A 17,831-nucleotide genomic window follows, 5' to 3' on the forward strand; every position below is an offset into this window, starting at 1 on the left:
AAGCGTCAGGCATCCGCAGCGTCGCTACCCCGCAAACATCATCTTCCAAGCACGGCCACTTCAAACGCTCAATTCCAGAACGCCGTCGTTTAGTGTCGGATTTGGACCGGCGTTCACACCAAATGCGCAGCAGAGACGCCTCCTGCACATAGCCCTTCTTGGAGGCGGCGATTTCGCGATCGTATCGATCGAGCGCTTCCGCGAGCGTGGTCGATTCCGCTTCGGCGCGGCTGACAAAGACGCCGCGATCAATCTCCGACTCGATCAGCCGAGCCCAAGCCTCTGCTTCAGCTCGCGTGTTGAACGTCTTGATCTGTACCGGGTAGCCCTTGCGGCGAACACGGGCCTGCCACTGAAGATCGCCTCGACGAGTGATAGATGCCATTCACTGCTCCTCAAGTGTTGCGTCCAAGGCTTTGACAGCCCAAGTGGCGCAAAATTGGCGCAATAAATCGAATCTACCAAAGAAAAAGGGCCTAGCCATCGGCTAAGCCCTTGATTCTATTGGTGGAGCGGAGGAGGATCGAACTCCCGACCTTCGCATTGCGAACGCGACGCTCTCCCAGCTGAGCTACCGCCCCTCACCAACAACTAATAATCATATATCACTCAATCGGCGATTGGCAACAGGTTTGCGCCGGTTATTTCGACGGCGCGCCGGCCAGCACCCATTGGACAACCGAGCGCACGTCCGTGTCGCTCATCCGCGGGTGCGCGGGCATCGGAATCGCACCCCAGACGCCGGAGCCGCCGTCCTTCACCTTCTTCACGAGCTTCGGCACGGCCTGCTGATCGCTCTTGTAGCGCTCGGCGATCTGCTGGAACGACGGCCCGACGAGCTTGCGATCCACCGCATGGCAGCCCATGCACGCGTTGCTGCGCGCAACCTTCAAGCCGTCGCCGACGTCCGCGCGCGCCGGCGCGCTCACCAGCGCGCAGCCAAGCGCAGCGACAACCACACCCATCATCCGTTTCACGAACAACGCAACCCTCATGGCGTCCCCGCCTTCGGATTGCCAGGATGCACGCTCGTCGAATTGGAGATCGGCGCGGGCGCCTGCAGCGGCGTCGCGGTAACGCTCGAATCCGGCACCGCGCCCACCGTCGCACCTTCTGACGCGGGCGCGGCAGCCGCCGACGTGCCGCTCGCGGGCGTCGCAGCCTTCAGCGCGTCTGCTTCCTGCGGCTTGATGTATTGGAACACCTTGACGACCTTCTCGACGCCCGGCACGCGGCTCGCGACATCGGCGCCGCGATTGCCTTCGTCGGTCGTCACGAGACCCATCAGATAAACGTTGCCGCGCTCGCACACCACCTTGTAGTTGTTCGCGGAGATGCCCTTCTCGGCGATCATCGCGGTCTTCACGCGGCCTTCGAGGTACGAATCGTTCGCCCGGTCGGACAGCGAGCTCGCCGGCCCGACCACGAGTTCGTTGACGATCGCGCTCACGTTGTTGATCCCGCGGACGATCTCTTCAGCGCGCTGTTTCGACGCGTCGTTCGGCACTTCGCCCGTCAGCAGCACGCGGCGGTTGAACACCGTCACGTTCGTATGCGAGCCGTCCGGCAGCCCGTTGTTCAGTTGCGTCAGCGCCTTCACCTGGATCTCGCGATCCTCGGTCTGCGCGCCGAGCGTGCGGCGATCGGTCGCGACGAGCGCGCCGCCGCCCGCCGCCGCGCCGGCGACCGCGAGCACGCAGCCCTGCAGCGTCGCGGCAAGGCCGGCCGACAGGCCGATCACGAGCGTGGTTCTCACTAGCGTCTGTCTGACGCGGCTGTTACTCATCGACGGCTCTCCTTCGAATCAATCCTCGCCCAGCAGCATCGCGTCGATGCCGTCGCACAGGCAGTGGATGGTCAACAGATGGACTTCCTGGATGCGCGCCGCCCGTTCGGACGGCACGCAGATCTGAATATCGGTGTCAGCGAGCGACGCGCCGAGGTGCCCGCCCCCGTTACCCGTCAGCGCGACGACGATCATCTCGCGCTCACGCGCCTCTTCGACTGCGGCCAGCACGCGCGGCGATTCGCCGAGGGGGTCGAGCACGAGCAGCACGTCGCCCGTCTGGCCGAGCGCGCGCACTTGTTGCGCAAAGATCTGGCCGGCATCGCCGGCGGCGCCCGCGCGGCTCGCGTCGGTGTGGAGCGCAAGCCCCGGCAGGCCGGGCCGCTCGCGCTCGAACCCGCCGATCAGCGCGGCGGCGAGCCGCTCGGCCGCGGCGGCCGACGGGCCGTCGCCGCACGCGACGATCTTGTTGCCGTTCGCGAGCGCCATGAACATCGCGTCGACGGCCGCGGCGATCGGCAGGGACAGCGCATCGAGCGCTTCGTGGACGAGCGCAGCGCTGTCGCGAATATGTTGCTGAATACGTTCGACTGACATCGATTCCTAATCGGTACTACGCGCGTGGTCTATGTCGCGCGGCATCGTGAGTGCGGCGAGTTTACCGCACTCCGCCCTCGCCGCCCGTCCGTCGCCGCAACTCCTTACATCTCGACACAAGCTAGCCGGCGTCGTCGATGCGAAATGCATCGCGCAGCCACTCGAGCCGACCGCTTTCGAACGCGACGACGTCGAAGCGGCACGGGCTGACGCCGCCCGTTCGCGCCCAGAACGCGTGCGCGGCGAGCACCAGCCGCTTTCGCTTGCGCGCGCCGACGCTCGCCGCCGCGCCGCCGTAGCGGCCGCTCGTGCGCGCGCGCACTTCGACGAACACGAGCGTGCCGTCGCGCTCGCGCATCACGAGATCGATTTCGCCGCCGCGCACGGTCACGTTGCGCGCGACGAGCGCGAGCCCCGCGCGCTCGAGGAAGCGCTGAGCGCGCGTCTCGAACGCAGCGCCGACGACGCGCTTGGACCCGGCCGTCACAGAAAAGTTGTCGCGCGGCGCGGCTTTAGCGCCGTCCGCCTCCTGCCGTGCCGCGCGCGCGTGGCACAATGCGATGCTTCTTCCGTTTGCGCCGTATGCGGGCGCCTTTCGTGTCATGACTTCCCTCCTCGATCTTGCGCAGGCGCAGCAGTATCCGACGGGCGCCCTCTACGTCGTCGCGACGCCGATCGGCAACGCCGCCGACATCACGCTGCGCGCACTGCACGTGCTCGCGCTCGCCGACCGCATCGCCGCCGAGGACACGCGCAACACGGGCCAACTGCTCGCGCGCTACGGAATCTCGAAGCCGCTCGTCGCAGTGCACGAGCACAACGAGCGTGCGGCCGCGGCGAAGCTGATCGACCACCTGCGCGCGGGCGAGCGGATCGCGTACGTGTCGGACGCCGGCACGCCGGGCATTTCCGATCCGGGCGCGAAGCTCGTCGAAGCAGTGCGCGCCGCCGGCCACGGCGTGATCCCGCTGCCGGGCGCGAGCGCGGCGAGCGCGGCCGTGAGCGTCGCGGGCGACTGGGCCGGCGCGTTCACGTTCGCGGGCTTCCTGCCGCCGAAGCCGAAGCAGCGCGACGCGGCGCTTCAGCAACTGAAGGCGCACCCATACGCGCTCGTGTTCTACGAGGCGCCGCACCGGATCGTCGAGACGGTCGAAGCGCTCGCGGCCGCGCTCGGCGGCGCACGCCGCCTGCTGATCGCGCGCGAACTCACCAAGCTACACGAGGAGTTGTTCGAGGGCACGCTGGCCGAAGGGCCAGCGTGGCTGCGCGCCGACACGAACCGGCAGCGCGGCGAGTTCGTGCTTGTCGTCGAACGCACCCCCGAGGACGATCACGCCGACGACGAAAGCGCGCACGATGCGCTGCTCAAGCTGCTGCTCGACGAAGTGCCGGTAAAGAGCGCGGCGAAGCTCGCCGCGGCGTTGACGGGCGCGTCCCGCAACGCGCTGTACGCGCGGGCGCTCGCACTGAAGGGCGACGAGGAAGAGTAAGGATTCGCTGCAAAAGCGAAAGGGCCGCGCGAGGCGGCCCTTTTTCGTACGCATTCGGTCGACTTTCGGCCGACGCGACGCGTTCGTCGCGATTACTTCGCCGCGTTCGATGCGAGCGTCTCGTCGCGGGCGACACGCGCCTCTTCGGGCGACAGGCCCTGGATCTTCACCCGTGCGGTGCCTGCGTGGACGAGGCCGATCACCTTCGCCGCCGCGTACGACAGATCGAGAATCCGGCCGCGCGAGAACGGGCCGCGATCGTTGATCTTCACGACCACCGACTTGCCGTTCGCCTGGTTCGTCACGCGCACGTACGACGCGAGCGGCAGCGTCCGGTGCGCGGCCGTGAGTTCGTTCATGTTGAAGCGTTCGCCGTTCGCGGTGCGGCGGCCGTGGAACCCCTTGCCGTACCACGACGCCCGGCCGGTCTGGCGGAAGTCGGAAACGTCGGCGGCGTCGATCGGCTTCGCGTTCGCGAGCGATTGGCGCGATGCATCCTGCGAGCCCGCGGCGGGCATCGAGGCGAGCGCCGTGTCGAAGTTCAGCGGTGCGCCCGCCGTTTCCTTATTGTTGTTGGCCGCGCCCGAAGCGGCCGTGCGCAGCGCGTCCCTCGACGCAGCGCCTTTCGCCTGTTCGGCGGTCGGTGCGTTCGGCGGCACCGCGCAGCCTGTCAGCGCGAAAAATACAGCTAAAGTCCCGAGGTGCCTCGGTAATCGAAATCTCATCGACGTGTCGCCTGCTTGTACGGGTCGCTTTTTTACCGATGCGACCCGGACGGACATGCACGCCCCATCCGCGCTCGCGCGCGGGCGGCCTGCATCTGGCGCGGCTCACGTTCTGCCGCAACCGGTCCTGATTAGCTTTCACGTCTGGCGCAACCTGTCCCCGGCAGCCTGACCAGACCCCACATGCCGCCAATCGAACATGGCTTCCACGTTCGTGCGCGTCGTAGACTCAAACGCGCAGGAACGGCGGCATAGGCCTCATCCGGCGTCGCGGCAGCAGGGCCGCAGCGGACGCGTTGCGCCCGGCCGGACAAGACGTGAGCACCGACGAATCGGTACTGGATGCACCGCCGGACATCCGGCGGGCGATTGCATTGACGGTGTCACAAGAACCGAAATAAAGGGTTCCGAACACCCACTGACGACGTGGTCTTCCACGTACACTGGGCCGCATTATACATAAACGAAAACGGTCGCCTCAAAAACGGTGGGCTGGGACGATTGATTCTCTCTATGATCGAAACAATCGATATTGAGCTGCCGCGCGCGGCCGGCAATCTGCCCGGCCAGTACAATCAGGGGTTTTAACCGCCGCTCGCGCCATGAAAGTCACGCTCATTCCGGTCACGCCGTTCCAACAGAACTGCTCGCTGCTCGTCTGCGAGAAGACGGGGCGCGCCGCCGTCGTCGATCCCGGCGGCGATCTCGATCTAATCGAGCAGGAAGTCGTGCGGCAGAACGTCGAGGTTGAGAAGGTGCTGCTCACGCACGGCCACGTCGACCATTGCGCGGGGGCAAAGCGGCTCGCCGCGCATTACGGCGTGCCGATCGAGGGGCCGCACGAAGAAGAACGCTTCTGGATCGAGAAGCTGCCGATGCAGAGCGAGCGCTTCGGCTTCCCGGCCGCCGAGACGTTCGACCCCGACCGCTGGCTCGACGACGGCGACACCGTCGCGTTCGGCGACGAATCGCTCGAGGTCTATCACTGCCCGGGCCATACGCCCGGCCACGTCGTGTTCTTCAGCCGCGCGCACCGGCTTGCGATCGTCGGCGACGTGCTGTTCGCCGGCTCGATCGGCCGCACCGATTTCCCGCGCGGCAATCACGCGGACCTGATTCGCTCGATCCGCGAAAAGCTCTGGCCGCTCGGCGACGACGTGACGTTCGTCCCTGGCCACGGCCCCGTGTCGACGTTCGGCAACGAGCGCCGCACGAATCCGTTCGTTGCTGACGGGGTGGCGGGATGAACGTTGCGACGACCGTCACGAGCCGAGAAATCTACATCAGCACCGACGTCGAAGCGGACGGCCCGATCCCGGGCCCGCACTCGATGCTGAGCTTCGCGTCCGCCGCGTTTACCGAGGACAAGCAACTGATCGCGACCTTCTCCGCCAATCTCGAGCTGCTGCCGGGCGCGGCGCCGCATCCGGTACAGGACGCGTGGTGGAAGACGCAGCCGGAAGCGTGGGCCGCATGCCGGCGCGATCTGCAGGCGCCGGAGGCGGCACTCGTCGCGTACGTCGAATGGGTCGAGGCGCTGCCCGGCAAGCCGGTGTTCGTCGCGATGCCGGCAGGCTTCGATTTCACGTTCATGTTCTGGTACATGATGCGTTTCGCCGGACGCTGCCCGTTCTCGTGGTCCGCGCTCGACATCAAGACGCTCGCGTTCGCGCTGACGGGTCTGCCGTACCGCAAGGCGATCAAGCCGCGCTTCCCGAAGCACTGGTTCGACGACCATCCGCACACGCACATCGCGCTCGACGATGCGATCGAACAGGGCGCGCTCTTTTGCAACATGCTCGCCGACCTGCGCGCGATGCAGGCTGCGAAGCCGTCGGCGCCGCCGCTCGAAGAAGCAGACGATTCAGCACAAAATGCCGCCGACGGCCCGAGAAATTAGCGAATATCGCTCGTCTTAACCGCTTCGGATTGCCTTTCCTTCCACCCGCCTCTACCATTGGCAAATGTTGTAGCCGCTTTGGAGGCGCAGGTGACCCTCGATACCTTTTCGCAAAAAATCCTTCGCCTGTTGCAGCTCGACGCGCGCCGCTCCGTGCAGGAGATCTCCGATCAGGTAGGCCTCTCCAGCACGCCATGCTGGCGCCGCATCAAGGACATGGAGCAGTCCGGCGTGATCCAGCGCTACACCGCCCTCCTCGATCGGGAGAAGCTCGGGCTCCATATCTGCGCGCTCGCGCACGTCCACCTGACCCGCCACAACGAGGGCGGCGTCGAGCAGTTCGAGCGGGAGATCGCGACCTGCCCCGAAGTGACCGAGTGCTACAGCACGACGGGCGAAGCCGATTACATCCTCAAGATCGTCGCGCCCGACATCAAGGCTTACGACATCTTCCTGCACGAGCGGATCTTCAAGATTCCCGCCGTGTCGCAAGTGCGCACGAGCGTCGTGCTGCGCGAGATCAAGTTCGACACGCAACTGCCGCTCTGACGCGCGTGGAGCGTTGCGGGCGCTCCGGTGCTTGGGCGCTTCGCGCAACCACATGCAATGGTGAGCGGCGCGAGCCCGCGCGCCGCGCATAGTCCAATCAGAGCGGCCGGCCGACCGTCGCCGCGTCGCTCGACGCGAGCGCGCGCGAAATGCCGAGGCGCCGCGCGCCGAACCGGCGCTTCAACGCTTCGATGTCCAAACGAGCAGCCGGATCGCCGTCGGCCGCGCGCTCGCCGCCTGCGTACGCGTCCTGCGCGAGCGTGAGGTCGATTTCGAGCCCCGTGCTCAGATAGTGCAGGTTAATCGCGCTTGCCCGCAGCCCGGCTTTTTCGAGCATCGCCTCGATCTGTCCCTCGATCTGGTCGCGAGGCGGCAAGTCGAGCACCGCGCGGCGCGCGACGTCATGCTCCGGATCGACGTGGATCAGCGCGTCGAGCACGCGCCGGTCCGTGAGCACACGCGCCCGCGCGGCCTCCGCGATATAGTGCCCCTCGGAGACGGACATCATCGGATCGACGAGGATGTGCACGTCGACGAGCGCCGAGTCACCCATCTTGCGGGTGCGCAGATCGTGCACGTCGCGCACGCCGGGCGTCGACACGATGAGCGCGCGGATCTCGGCGGATGCGTTCTCGTCGAGCGCACGGTCCGACAGATCCTGCAGCGCGTCCCAGCCGAACGTCCAGCCCATCCGCGCGACCATGAAGCCGACGATCGCCGCGGCGATCGGATCGAGGACGCGCACGCCCGCCAGGCTGCCGATGATGCCGAGCGCGACGACGAGCGACGACGCGGCGTCCGAACGCGCATGCCACGCGTTCGCGACGAGCATCGCCGAGCGCACGCGCTGCGCCTCGCGCAGCATGTAGCGGAACAGCGCCTCCTTCGACAGCAGCACGACGACGGCGACCGCGAGCGCGCTCGCATGGACGGGCGGAATGTCTTCGAGATGCACGAGCCGATCGCCGGCGCGCCACAGCATCCCGACGCCGACCGCGATCAGGATCGCGCCGAGAAAGAATGAAGCGACCGTTTCATAACGGCTATGGCCGTAATTATGATCGGCGTCCGGTTTTGCGCCGCTGTGCCGATTCGCGAGCAGTACCACAAAATCGGAAACCAAATCCGACAAAGAGTGGACGCCATCCGCAATCAAAGCTTGAGAATGCGCAATTAGACCGACAGCCACCTGCAGCGTCGCCAGAATCACGTTGAGCACGATGCTGACGAACGTGCTCTTGCGAGCGACCGCCTGCTTTTCCGAGGCCAAGTCGTCGTTTGAAAATGTAGACATGAAATATCGGATGCGGCGAAAGATACCGCAATTCTATCAAGCGAGTCTTGAAAGCGCTCGAGCCCGGACCAAAAAAACAAGCAAAATCAATCGCTTATGAAAACACAACGCATTTTCATTTACAACTAAACATGACATTTATGTGACAAATGCCGGCCGCGAGCGCCGGCTTCCAAAACACAAAAGGCCACGCTCCCCTCGAGGGGCGTGGCCTTTTGTGTTTGGCAGGCAGGACGCGCTCAGATTGCGAATTGCTCGCGATTCTTGCCGGCGATCCAGCGAGGAGGCTTCCCACGGCCCGACCATGTCGCGCCGGATTCCGGGTCGCGGTATTTCGCCGCGACGCCGGCGCGGGGACGACCCGCCTTTCCGACTTTGCCACGACCGAGACCGAGTTCTGCGAGCGTGAAACCGTAATCGGCGATCTTTTGCTTGACGTCGCTCAATACCTCCGCGTATTCGCGCGACTTGGCCTCTTCGATCTGCTTCTCCAGCTTCTCTCGCTGAGCGAGAAGGTCCTTGTAAGAAGACATAAATTCCCTTTTATCTGACCAAATGGTGCCGATCTTCAGCCGGCTTGCCATCTTAACTAACGATGCCTCGGATAATCGGATCAAAGGTTAGCACAAAAAAGAAATCAGCGAATACCGTATCGCAGAAAATAAGCGTTGTATTTTGTGATTTGATTGTTCAAATTGACCAGCATCCGCTTCATTTGCAATTATTGCTAGTCTTACAAGCGGATTGGCTGAATTCAGTACATATTTTAAGCTCGCAAATTGCGCAATTGACCTGGGCGATCGAATTAGAAGTTTTCATGAAACGAAAGGTTCCACGGATTCAAAGCGTAGCCGTCGCCTTATCTCGTTTAATACGCCCGCAATGTGCGCAATCGCTCATAATCGGCCCCGCTGCTTTACGTAAACGAAACGGCCGCCGCCTCCCATAACGCCGCGGACAGCGCATCGGCATCCATTTTCGGCACGTCGAACGGCGTGCGCCGCCTCGATCCATTCAAACGCCAGTCCGCGCCGTAGCGGTCGACGCCGAGCAATTCGAGCCCTGTGCGCCGCGCTCGCGACGCGTCGTATTCGTCCCATAGCGCGCGCTCGTCGTCGTACCCGACAGGCGCGAGCGGATCCAGTTCGGCCGCGTCGAGCCAGCCCATCCGCCCGAATCCGCCGATATAGCGCAGCCGCTCGCACGTGAGCGCCCAGAACGTGAAATCGCCGAGCGCGAGATAGCGTTCGCCGTCCGGGTGATAGCGAAGGTAGCGCGCAGCGACGTGCGGATCGATGCCGGCCGGCTCGAAGCGGCCGACGAGCGTCGCGCGTTCCGCCTCGAGCACGCTGTCCGACGCGCCCGCCGCATCGCCCAGGCCGTCGACGACGAGAAACCCGGCGCGCGGATCGGCCGCGAGATTGCGCGTGTGCTCGGCGAGCCCGCTCACGAGCACGACCGGCCGGTGCTGCGCGTCGACCGCGTACGGCACGACGGTCGGATACGGATAGCCTTCGGGCGCGTGGGAGTGCGTCGCGAGCGTGCCGAGCGCATTGCGGTGTAGAAGATGAAGCGGCAAGACGGCGGAAATGTGCACGTGTGTGATCCTCGCATGCGGGGGTGAAACGCTCGGGCCGGACCGGCGTCCGTCCGGGCCGGGCGCGCCGAACGCGTCGGCGCGCCCGGCAGGTGCGATCGGCGGGCCCTCAAGCCAACGGCGGCGGCGCACGCCAAGCATGCACTCGCCGACGCATCGCGCGCAACCCGGCAAGCGCAAGCAAGACGCGACGCGCTCCGCTAGAATCTGCGCTGTTTTGCTAAACGCCGCGTAAGCTTCGCGCGCCGTTCCCACCCAATCTCCCCCTGATCTCACCCCGTCTCCCGCCGAGCCTTCCTTCCGTGTCCGATCAGTCGCCCGATCTCGCTTCGCCCGCCTCCATCCATCGCCGGCTTCCGGCATCCGCCCGCCAGCGCGCGCGGGCGGCGACGATGGCGCTCTTCTTCGTCGCCGGCATGATGTATGCGTCGTGGGGCGTGCACGTACCGACCGTGCGAGACAAGTTCGCGTTGTCGCCCGCGCTGCTGTCGTTCGCACTCCTCGCGGCCGCGATCGGCTCGATCGTCGCGATGACGACCAACGCGCGCTGGATCGCGCGCGTCGGCTCCCGCACCGCGTGCCTGGCGGGCGGCCTCGCGATGTCCGCATGCGGCGCGCTGATCCTCGTCGTGCCGTCCTACCCGCTGCTGCTCGCGGTGCTCGTGTTGTTCGGCTTCTCGATGGCGACGCTCGACGTTGCGATGAACGCCGAGGCGAGCGCGGTCGAATCGGCGTTCGACAAGCCGATCATGTCGATGCTGCACGGGATGTTCAGCGTCGGCGGAATGGCGGGCGCCGCTGCGGGCGGCGCGCTGCTGTCGGCCGGCATGGCGAGCGCCGCGCATCTCGCGTTCGCCGCGCTCGCGAGCGCGCTCGTGCTCGTCGTCGCATGCCCGGCAGTGCTGCCGCACGTGCCGCACGCCGATGCCGCCGCGGCCGGCGGCCCGCGCGCGAACCGCTGGCGTTCGACCCCGCTGTGGGCGCTTGGCGCGATCGCGCTCATCGCGCTGATCGCCGAAGGCGCGATGTACGACTGGGCGACTGTTTACATGCGCGACGTCGTATCCGCGTCGCCGGCGTTCTCGAGCGCGGCGTACGCGGCGTTCTCGGGCGGCATGGCCGCCGCGCGTTTCGCGGGCGATGCGGTCCGCGCACGCTTCGGCGCGCCGCACCTCGTCTGCGCGAGCGCGACGCTCGCGTGCGTCGGCATGATCGGCGCGCTCGCGCTGCCGTATCCGCTCGTTGCACTGGCGGGCTTCACGCTGATGGGCCTCGGCCTCGCCAACATGATGCCCGTGCTGTTCGCCGCCGCCGCGCGGGTCGAAGGCATCCACGCGGCCGAAGGGCTCGCGCACGTTGCGGGGCTCGCGTACTTCGGGCTGCTGTTCGGGCCGGTCGTGATCGGCGCGGTCGCGCAGGCGGCCAATCTTTCAGTCGGGCTGTCGATCGTCGCGCTGTGTGCGGCGCTCGTCGCGAGCGTCGCGCCGAAAGTGCTGAGCCGGCTGAAGATCTGATCCGGCGCCGGCAAGCCTCCGAGGCATTCGCCCGATCACCCGCTCCGCTTGTCCTCTTTCTTCCTCTCAAAAAACGAGGCGCGCACGCCTTTCGGCATGCGCGCCCCGCCCCCTCCGTCAGCCGCGCAGACGGTTACATCTTGACTTCGTCCAGGAACGTCTTCTTGCCGTTCTTGTAGTCGTACAGCGAAATCACGCCGTGCTGCAGATCGCCCTTCGAATCGAAGGTCGTCGTGCCGATCACGCCCGTGTAGTTCGTCTTCGGCATCGCCGCGACGATCTTTGCCGGATCGGTCGAGTTCGCGCGCTTCATCGCGTCGACGATGATGTACACCGCGTCATACGTAAACGGCGCGTAGATCTGGATCGGCTGGCCGAAGCGCTTCTCGTACTTCGCCCTGAACGCCGCACCGCCCGGCATCTTCTCGAGCGACGCGCCCGCTTCCGAGCACACGACGTTGTCGGTCGCATCGCCCGCCAGGTCCGACAGCTTTTCCGTGCAGACGCCGTCGCCCGCAAGGATCTTCGCGCGCAGGCCGAGCTGCTTCGCCTGCTTCGCGAACGGGCCGCCCGTCGCGTCCATGCCGCCGTACATCACGGCATCCGGATTTTCACCCTTGATCTTCGTCAGGATCGCGCGGAAGTCGACCGCCTTGTCGTTCGTCGCGTCGTGCGACACCACCTTCAGGCCGAGCGCCTTCGCCTTCTTCTCGAATTCGTTCGCGAGGCCCTGGCCGTACGCGGTCGAATCGTCGACGACGGCGACGCTCTTGATGCCCTTCGAGCGCGCGTAGTTGGCGAGCGCCGGACCTTGCTGTGCGTCGGTCGCGACGACGCGGTAGGTCGTCTTGAAGCCTTGCTGCGTATAAGCCGGATTCGTCGCCGACGGCGAGATCTGCACGATGCCCGCATCGCTGTAGATCTTCGACGCCGGGATCGACGTGCCCGAGTTCAGGTGGCCGACCACGGCGACGACCTTGTCGTCGACAAGCTTCTGCGCAACCTGCGTCGCGGTACGCGGGTCGGCCGCGTCGTCCTGTGCATCGAGCTGGAGCGTGATCTTCTGGCCGCCGATCGTGAGACCCTTCGCATTGATCTCCTCGACCGCGAGACGCGCGCCGTTTTCGTTGTCTTTGCCGAGGTGGGCGATCCCGCCCGTCAACGGTGCGACGTGGCCGATCTTGACGATCTGGTCGGCAGCGGCGTTCGTGGCGGCTGCAGCCAACAGCATAGCTGCCGCGCTGATCGGCAGCAGCTTTTGCATCTTGATATTCATGGAAGTCTCCAGTTTCAATCCAAAAAACGCCTTCACCGACGCCCCGCACCGATCCTCGTGTTCGACAAAAAATCACTGGACGATTCGCCGGCTGCATTGGTTTATGCACTTGCACCAATCAAGCGCGCGATGCACCGCATGCGGGGCGGCCCTCACGTGCTTGCGCGCAAGTGTAGGCGATCAAATTAATAAGTGGGACGTTTTTAGAGAACTGGGACGACTACCGATGTCGCGCTTGCGGCGAACCTGGTCCGATCGGCCGCAAACCCGCTAAACGTAAGGGTTTCCGCCAATTCGGATGAGGAAATGAAAGGCGCAATTAATGATTGGGAAAGCGATTTCAATCATGTTTTTAATCAATGTCTTCCGGTTGAAATAATTCGGTGAACAGAGCGTGTCGGACAACGCGGGCGGCGCGCGTTTTTGTCGCGCCGCCCGATTCGTCAGTCAACCGAAATAATGTGGCGCGAAAGCGTCGCGCGCCACTCCGAGTCGAGCGCATCGATCAGTTGCGCGGTCGTTTGTGCGGCGTCGCGGTGCTTGCCGAGCGGTGCGCCCTGGCCGGACCACAGCGACAGATACTCGGCGTCGCCTGCGCGCGCGGCTGCTTGCCGCAGCTCTTGCGTCAGCGCGTTTTGCATCGGGTACGGCGCGACCGAATCGAGTCGCTCGGTCAGTTGCGCCATCAGCGCGTTGCGGATGCCGCGTGCATGCCGGCCCGTGATCGCGCGCGTGACGGCCGTCGACGTGTCGTCGCTCGCGAGCAGGCGTGCCTTCCAGCACGCGGGGATCGCGCTTTCCGCGCACGTGAGGAACGCGGTGCCGAGCTGCGCCGCCTGCGCGCCGAGCACAAGCGCGGCGGCGATCCCGCGTCCGTCCATGATGCCGCCCGCCGCGAGCACCGGCAGGCCGGTCGCGTCGACGAGCTGCGGCACGAGCGCCATCGTGCCGACGAGCGCGTCTTCGGCCGAGCCGATGAACGTGCCGCGATGGCCGCCCGCTTCCGCGCCCTGCGCGCAGATCGCGTCGGCGCCCGCCGCCTGCCACGCGAGGCCTTCGGCGACGTGCGTCGCGGTGCCGATCACGTACGTGCCCGCCGCCTGCAGCCGCGCGACGTCTTCCTTGTCGAGCACGCCGAACGTGAAGCTCGCAACCGGCACGCGCGCGTCGACGAGCGCATCGAGCTGCGCGCGAAAGTCGGGCGCGTAGCGCGCGGGCGGCGCACCGGGCGGCAGCCCGAACTGCGCGCGCAATGGGTCGATCGCGGCAAGCGCGCGACGCACGGTCGCGTCGTCCGGATGCGCGTCGGGCAGCACGAACAGATTCACGGCGAACGGACGGCTCGTCGCCGCGCGCACCGCGGCGATCTCGGCGGCGAGCCTGTCGGGCGCGAACGACGCGCCGCCCAGGCTGCCGAGCGCGCCGGCATTGGACGCGGCCGCGACGAGTGAGGGCGTCGTCGCGCCGACCATCGGCGCCTGCACGAGCGGCAGGCGCAATTCGAAGCGGGCGGAGAACGGAGTCGGGGCAATGCGGGAAGTCATGGCGAATCCTCGAATGGATGCAGGGATGCGGATGCGGTCACGCGGGAGACGGGCGGGATCGAACGACCGATGCAACGACTGTAACCGCGCGCGACGGCACTGAAAAATGAATAATCCAGATCGATCCGATCGCGCGGCGAGAAGGCTCGCGCGAACACATCGGGCACGGGCGTTGCGCGGGCATCGCTCGGCACTGCATCGACGAAGGTTTGATGGCACACTGAGTCCCGCTTTTACATTCACCGTCAGGACCGTTACCGGTCCTGCTTTGCCAGGAGATCAGCATGGCTTCGCAATGGATCGACATCCCCGCAGGCAACGACGCGTTCGGCGGCTATCTCGCGCTGCCCAAGCGCGGCAAGGGCCCGGCCGTCGTCATCATTCAGGAGATCTTCGGCGTCAACAGCCACATCCGCTCGGTCGCCGACCAGTACGCGGCTGACGGCTACGTCGCGCTCGCGCCCGACGTGTTCTGGCGCACGCAGCCGCGCGTCGAGCTCGGCTACGAGGGCGCGGACCGCGAAAAAGGCATCGAGTTGCTTCAGAAGACCGACGTCGCGCAGGCGGTCGCCGACATCGGCGCGGTCGCCGCTGCGCTGCGTGCGCGCCCCGAGGTCGCGGGCAAGCTCGCCGCGATCGGCTATTGTTTCGGCGGGCGCCTCGCGTATCTCGCCGCGGCGCGGCAGCACGTCGACGTCGCGGTCGCGTATTACGGCGGCGGCATCCAGAATCATGTCGACGTCGCGGCGAAGATCGCGCAGCCGATCCTCTTCCACTACGCGGGCCACGACCAGTCGATCCCGCTCGATGCTGTCGACAGCGTGAAAGCCGCGTTCGCCGGCCGCGCGAACGCCGAGTTCCACCTGTACCCGGATGCGCAGCACGGCTTCAACTGCTCGGATCGCGCGACGTACGACCAGCGCGCGGCGGCGCTCGCGCACGGCCGCACGCTGACGTTCCTCACCGAACATCTGTAAGCTGCATGCAATCGCCGCGCCCGCGCGCGATGCGCGGGCGCGGGCGCCGCTTCACCCGTTCCGAATTCCGCATTCCGAATTCCGAATCGGTAGCCGCTCGTCACCACGGGAGATGACCGTGCAGTCCGACTATCTGTCTCACGACGCAATCGGTCTCGCGCAGCTCGTCGCGCGGCGCGAAGCCAGCGCGCGCGAGCTGCTCGATGCCGCGATCGGCCGCGCGGAAGCGCTCAATCCGGCGCTCAACGCGATCGTGCTGAACGACTACGCAGCCGCGCGCGACCGCGCGACGAATGGCGCGCTCGACGGGCCGCTCGCCGGCGTGCCGTATCTCGTCAAGGATCTCGGCTCCGCGGTGGGCGGGCTGCCGCTGTCGCTCGGCAGCCGCCACTATCGCCACTACGTGCCGGCCGAAGATTCGCCGCTCGTCGCCCGGACGAAGGCGGCCGGGCTCAACATCTTCGGCAAGACCAACACGTCCGAACTCGGGCAGATGCCGTACACCGAGCCCGCGCTGTTCGGCGCGTGCCGCAACCCTTGGAATCTCGATCACACGCCAGGCGGCTCCAGCGGCGGCTCCGCGGCGGCCGTGGCCGCGGGCATCGTGCCGCTCGCGCACGCGTCCGACGGCGGCGGCTCGATCCGGATTCCCGCGTCGTGCTGCGGGCTGTTCGGCTTCAAGCCGTCGCGCGATCCGGCGCTCGCGCCGTGGCCCGTGCCGGGCGAAATCGTCGTCGAGCATGCAGTCTCGCGCAGCGTGCGCGACAGCGCGCTCCTCCTCGACATCACGACGGGACGGGCCGCACCGGGCCGGCTCGATGCCGCCGGCGCGCCCGACGCGTACCTCGGCGCGCTCGACGCGCCACCGCCCGCGCTCAAGATCGGCTATGTGACGGACCCGATGCTCGCGCCGGCGCTGTCCGCCGACGTGCTCGACGCGCTCGACGGGGCTGCGTCGCTTGCCGCGTCGCTCGGGCATATCGTCGAGCCGACGTCGCTCAATCTCGACTTCGCGCAGGTCAACGAAGTGTTCCTGACGATCTGGGCGACGATCGCCGACGAGCTCGTGCTCGGCGCGGAAAACATCACCGGACGCAAGCCCGCGCGCGCCGAATTCGAGCCCGCGACCTGGGCGATGGCGCAGGTCGGCCGCCGGCTCGCGCGCGAGCGGCTGCCGCACATGCTCGAGCTGCAGCGGCAGATCACCGCGCGCGTCGCGGGCCTCGTATCGCGCTACGACGTGATCTTGTGCGCGACGCTTGCCGCGCCGCCGATCAAGATCGGCGAGATGCAGCCGACGCCGTTCGAGACGCGGCAGATGGAGATGCTCGGCGTGCTGCCGGTGAAGCCGCTGCTGAAGCGGATGCTCGCGGAGGCGTCGCAGAAGGCGTTCGCGTGGGCGGGCTGCACCGAGCTCTTCAATCTGACCGGGCAGCCGGCGATGTCGGTGCCGCTGCATTGGACGCCGCGCGGATTGCCGGTCGGCGTTCAGTTCGTCGCGCGCCACGGCGACGACGCCCGGCTCTTCAAGCTCGCGCGCCAGCTCGAGCTCGCGCGCCCGTGGTTCGACAAGCGGCCGCCGCTCGTTCGCGCGCAGGCATGAACGGCGTGCAGTGGCGCGGCGGCGCTTCGTTGCGCGCCGCGCCTGTCGATCGAACACGGAAATTCGGGCAAAAAAAGAGGCGAAACCGAAAGGTTTCGCCTCGTCGTACTCGCTGACGCGCCGCCTGCGCGCCAGCCGGCGTCAGAGACCCAGCCGCTCGCAGACGAGCTTCGTCGCCGCCGCGCCGTTCAGCGTGTAGAAGTGCAGACCGGGCACGCCCGCGTCGATCAGTCGCCGGCAAAGACCCGTGACGACGTCCGCGCCGAATGCGCGGATCGAGTCCTTGTCGTCGCCGAAGCTCTCGAGCCGGCGCGCGACCCAGCGCGGCACTTCCGCGCCGCACATCTCGGAAAAGCGCATGAGCTGCGAGAAGTTCGTGATCGGCATGATGCCGGGCACGATCGGCACGTCGACGCCGAGCTTCGCCGCGTCTTCGACGAAGCGGAAGTACGCGTCCGCATTGTAGAAGTACTGCGTGATCGCGGCGTTCGCCCCCGCCTTCACCTTGCGCACGAAGTTCTCGAGATCGGCCTTCGGCGAGCGGGCCTGCGGGTGGTACTCCGGATAGGCGGCGACTTCGATCCGGAACCAGTCGCCGTGCTCGGCGCGGATGAAGCTGACGAGCTCGGACGCATAGCGCAGCTCGCCCACCTCGCCCATGCCGGAAGGCAAATCGCCGCGCAGCGCGACGATGTGGCGGATGCCGTGCGAGCGGTACTGGTCGAGAATCGCGCGCAGGCTGTCCTTCGACGAGCCGATGCAAGACAGGTGCGGCGCGGCTTCGAGCCCCGCCTTCTGCATGTCGAGCACGGTGTCGAGCGTGCCTTGCTGTGTCGAGCCGCCCGCGCCGAACGTGACGGACACGAATTTCGGCTTGAGCGGCGCGAGCTGCGCGCGCGTCGCGCGCAGCTTGTCGACGCCTTCCGCCGTCTTCGGCGGAAAGAATTCAAAGGAAAGTTCGATCGGGTTCATGATTCAG

The 17,831-nt window shown here is 66.5% G+C and carries 18 protein-coding genes, 1 tRNA gene and 1 pseudogene; 7 read left to right on the forward strand and 13 right to left on the reverse strand.

What is annotated here, in order from left to right; genetic code table 11:
* The 6 genes and pseudogenes from WS69_RS27375 to WS69_RS27400 all read right to left on the reverse strand — a co-directional run.
* Positions 1-385: pseudogene (locus WS69_RS27375) on the reverse strand (hypothetical protein); the annotation flags it as partial.
* Positions 386-505: 120 nt separating this feature from the next.
* Positions 506-581, reverse strand: a tRNA-Ala gene (locus tag WS69_RS27380).
* 60 nt (positions 582-641) lie between these two features.
* Positions 642-995 carry a c-type cytochrome gene (locus WS69_RS27385; RefSeq protein WP_059473783.1) on the reverse strand — a complete coding sequence of 118 codons (354 nt, stop codon included), beginning with the start codon at positions 993-995 and terminating at the stop codon, positions 642-644.
* Positions 992-1,786 (reverse strand): BON domain-containing protein, encoded by a 795-nt coding sequence (locus tag WS69_RS27390; RefSeq protein ID WP_059473784.1) that lies wholly within the window; start codon positions 1,784-1,786, stop codon positions 992-994. The genes WS69_RS27385 and WS69_RS27390 overlap by 4 nt, the downstream gene beginning before the upstream one ends.
* Before the next feature lie 18 nt (positions 1,787-1,804).
* Complete coding sequence (locus WS69_RS27395; protein ID WP_059473785.1) at positions 1,805-2,383, reverse strand: SIS domain-containing protein; 579 nt, start codon at positions 2,381-2,383, stop codon at positions 1,805-1,807.
* Between the two features lie 121 nt (positions 2,384-2,504).
* Entirely contained in the window at positions 2,505-2,939 is a 435-nt protein-coding gene (locus WS69_RS27400; RefSeq protein WP_162498974.1) for a YraN family protein, read from the reverse strand.
* A 46-nt stretch (positions 2,940-2,985) separates the two neighbouring features.
* Here WS69_RS27400 and rsmI point away from each other — a divergent pair, with 46 nt between their 5' ends.
* On the forward strand, positions 2,986-3,873 hold the full coding sequence (rsmI, locus tag WS69_RS27405; protein WP_059473787.1) for a 16S rRNA (cytidine(1402)-2'-O)-methyltransferase: 888 nt from the start codon (positions 2,986-2,988) through the stop codon (positions 3,871-3,873).
* Between the two features lie 92 nt (positions 3,874-3,965).
* Here the strand turns inward: rsmI and WS69_RS27410 are convergent, their stop codons facing one another.
* Positions 3,966-4,598 (reverse strand): septal ring lytic transglycosylase RlpA family protein, encoded by a 633-nt coding sequence (locus tag WS69_RS27410; RefSeq protein WP_059473788.1) that lies wholly within the window; start codon positions 4,596-4,598, stop codon positions 3,966-3,968.
* A gap of 602 nt (positions 4,599-5,200) precedes the next feature.
* Between WS69_RS27410 and WS69_RS27415 the strand changes: the two genes are divergently transcribed.
* The 3 genes from WS69_RS27415 to WS69_RS27425 all read left to right on the forward strand — a co-directional run bounded on the left by WS69_RS27415 (position 5,201) and on the right by WS69_RS27425 (position 7,047).
* Positions 5,201-5,845 (forward strand): MBL fold metallo-hydrolase, encoded by a 645-nt coding sequence (locus tag WS69_RS27415; RefSeq protein WP_059473789.1) that lies wholly within the window; start codon positions 5,201-5,203, stop codon positions 5,843-5,845.
* On the forward strand, positions 5,842-6,498 hold the full coding sequence (locus WS69_RS27420) for a hypothetical protein (RefSeq protein ID WP_059473790.1): 657 nt from the start codon (positions 5,842-5,844) through the stop codon (positions 6,496-6,498). Before WS69_RS27415 ends, WS69_RS27420 begins: the two co-directional genes overlap by 4 nt.
* A gap of 90 nt (positions 6,499-6,588) precedes the next feature.
* Positions 6,589-7,047, forward strand: coding sequence for an Lrp/AsnC family transcriptional regulator (locus WS69_RS27425; protein WP_004195771.1), 459 nt, complete (start codon positions 6,589-6,591; stop codon positions 7,045-7,047).
* A gap of 97 nt (positions 7,048-7,144) precedes the next feature.
* Here WS69_RS27425 and WS69_RS27430 read toward each other — a convergent pair whose 3' ends face one another.
* The 3 genes from WS69_RS27430 to WS69_RS27440 all read right to left on the reverse strand — a co-directional run bounded on the left by WS69_RS27430 (position 7,145) and on the right by WS69_RS27440 (position 9,938).
* The gene (locus tag WS69_RS27430; protein ID WP_059473791.1) at positions 7,145-8,341 is read right to left on the reverse strand and encodes a cation diffusion facilitator family transporter; all 1,197 of its coding nucleotides are present in this window, start codon (positions 8,339-8,341) and stop codon (positions 7,145-7,147) included.
* Positions 8,342-8,580: 239 nt separating this feature from the next.
* Positions 8,581-8,874 carry an H-NS histone family protein gene (locus tag WS69_RS27435; RefSeq protein WP_010107038.1) on the reverse strand — a complete coding sequence of 98 codons (294 nt, stop codon included), beginning with the start codon at positions 8,872-8,874 and terminating at the stop codon, positions 8,581-8,583.
* Positions 8,875-9,257: 383 nt separating this feature from the next.
* On the reverse strand, positions 9,258-9,938 hold the full coding sequence (locus tag WS69_RS27440; RefSeq protein ID WP_059473792.1) for a HugZ family pyridoxamine 5'-phosphate oxidase: 681 nt from the start codon (positions 9,936-9,938) through the stop codon (positions 9,258-9,260).
* A gap of 302 nt (positions 9,939-10,240) precedes the next feature.
* Here WS69_RS27440 and WS69_RS27445 point away from each other — a divergent pair, with 302 nt between their 5' ends.
* Positions 10,241-11,452 carry an MFS transporter gene (locus tag WS69_RS27445; protein ID WP_059473793.1) on the forward strand — a complete coding sequence of 404 codons (1,212 nt, stop codon included), beginning with the start codon at positions 10,241-10,243 and terminating at the stop codon, positions 11,450-11,452.
* A gap of 133 nt (positions 11,453-11,585) precedes the next feature.
* Here the strand turns inward: WS69_RS27445 and WS69_RS27450 are convergent, their stop codons facing one another.
* Positions 11,586-12,728, reverse strand: coding sequence for a branched-chain amino acid ABC transporter substrate-binding protein (locus tag WS69_RS27450; protein WP_059473794.1), 1,143 nt, complete (start codon positions 12,726-12,728; stop codon positions 11,586-11,588).
* Between the two features lie 443 nt (positions 12,729-13,171).
* Positions 13,172-14,272 carry an NAD(P)H-dependent flavin oxidoreductase gene (locus tag WS69_RS27455; RefSeq protein WP_059473795.1) on the reverse strand — a complete coding sequence of 367 codons (1,101 nt, stop codon included), beginning with the start codon at positions 14,270-14,272 and terminating at the stop codon, positions 13,172-13,174.
* A gap of 284 nt (positions 14,273-14,556) precedes the next feature.
* On the opposite strand from WS69_RS27455, the gene WS69_RS27460 reads away from it, so the two are divergent.
* Positions 14,557-15,249, forward strand: coding sequence for a dienelactone hydrolase family protein (locus tag WS69_RS27460; protein ID WP_059473796.1), 693 nt, complete (start codon positions 14,557-14,559; stop codon positions 15,247-15,249).
* A 112-nt stretch (positions 15,250-15,361) separates the two neighbouring features.
* Positions 15,362-16,852: an amidase gene (locus tag WS69_RS27465; protein ID WP_059473797.1), complete on the forward strand. Its 1,491-nt coding sequence runs from the start codon at positions 15,362-15,364 to the stop codon at positions 16,850-16,852.
* A 141-nt stretch (positions 16,853-16,993) separates the two neighbouring features.
* Here the strand turns inward: WS69_RS27465 and metF are convergent, their stop codons facing one another.
* Positions 16,994-17,824 carry a methylenetetrahydrofolate reductase [NAD(P)H] gene (gene metF, locus WS69_RS27470; RefSeq protein WP_059473798.1) on the reverse strand — a complete coding sequence of 277 codons (831 nt, stop codon included), beginning with the start codon at positions 17,822-17,824 and terminating at the stop codon, positions 16,994-16,996.
* Between the last annotated feature and the right edge of the window lie 7 nt (positions 17,825-17,831).

It is taken from the genome of Burkholderia sp. BDU5, from assembly GCF_001522845.1.
Taxonomy (GTDB): domain Bacteria; phylum Pseudomonadota; class Gammaproteobacteria; order Burkholderiales; family Burkholderiaceae; genus Burkholderia; species Burkholderia mayonis.

Coding starts and splice junctions, on each gene's coding strand:
- WS69_RS27385 (WP_059473783.1), bottom strand. CDS start 995: ATGAGGGTTGCGTTGTTCGTGAAACGGATGATGGGTGTGGTTGTCGCT.
- WS69_RS27390 (WP_059473784.1), bottom strand. CDS start 1,786: ATGAGTAACAGCCGCGTCAGACAGACGCTAGTGAGAACCACGCTCGTG.
- WS69_RS27395 (WP_059473785.1), bottom strand. CDS start 2,383: ATGTCAGTCGAACGTATTCAGCAACATATTCGCGACAGCGCTGCGCTC.
- rsmI (WP_059473787.1), top strand. CDS start 2,986: ATGACTTCCCTCCTCGATCTTGCGCAGGCGCAGCAGTATCCGACGGGC.
- WS69_RS27410 (WP_059473788.1), bottom strand. CDS start 4,598: ATGAGATTTCGATTACCGAGGCACCTCGGGACTTTAGCTGTATTTTTC.
- WS69_RS27415 (WP_059473789.1), top strand. CDS start 5,201: ATGAAAGTCACGCTCATTCCGGTCACGCCGTTCCAACAGAACTGCTCG.
- WS69_RS27420 (WP_059473790.1), top strand. CDS start 5,842: ATGAACGTTGCGACGACCGTCACGAGCCGAGAAATCTACATCAGCACC.
- WS69_RS27430 (WP_059473791.1), bottom strand. CDS start 8,341: ATGTCTACATTTTCAAACGACGACTTGGCCTCGGAAAAGCAGGCGGTC.
- WS69_RS27435 (WP_010107038.1), bottom strand. CDS start 8,874: ATGTCTTCTTACAAGGACCTTCTCGCTCAGCGAGAGAAGCTGGAGAAG.
- WS69_RS27450 (WP_059473794.1), bottom strand. CDS start 12,728: ATGAATATCAAGATGCAAAAGCTGCTGCCGATCAGCGCGGCAGCTATG.
- WS69_RS27455 (WP_059473795.1), bottom strand. CDS start 14,272: ATGACTTCCCGCATTGCCCCGACTCCGTTCTCCGCCCGCTTCGAATTG.
- WS69_RS27460 (WP_059473796.1), top strand. CDS start 14,557: ATGGCTTCGCAATGGATCGACATCCCCGCAGGCAACGACGCGTTCGGC.
- WS69_RS27465 (WP_059473797.1), top strand. CDS start 15,362: ATGACCGTGCAGTCCGACTATCTGTCTCACGACGCAATCGGTCTCGCG.
- metF (WP_059473798.1), bottom strand. CDS start 17,824: ATGAACCCGATCGAACTTTCCTTTGAATTCTTTCCGCCGAAGACGGCG.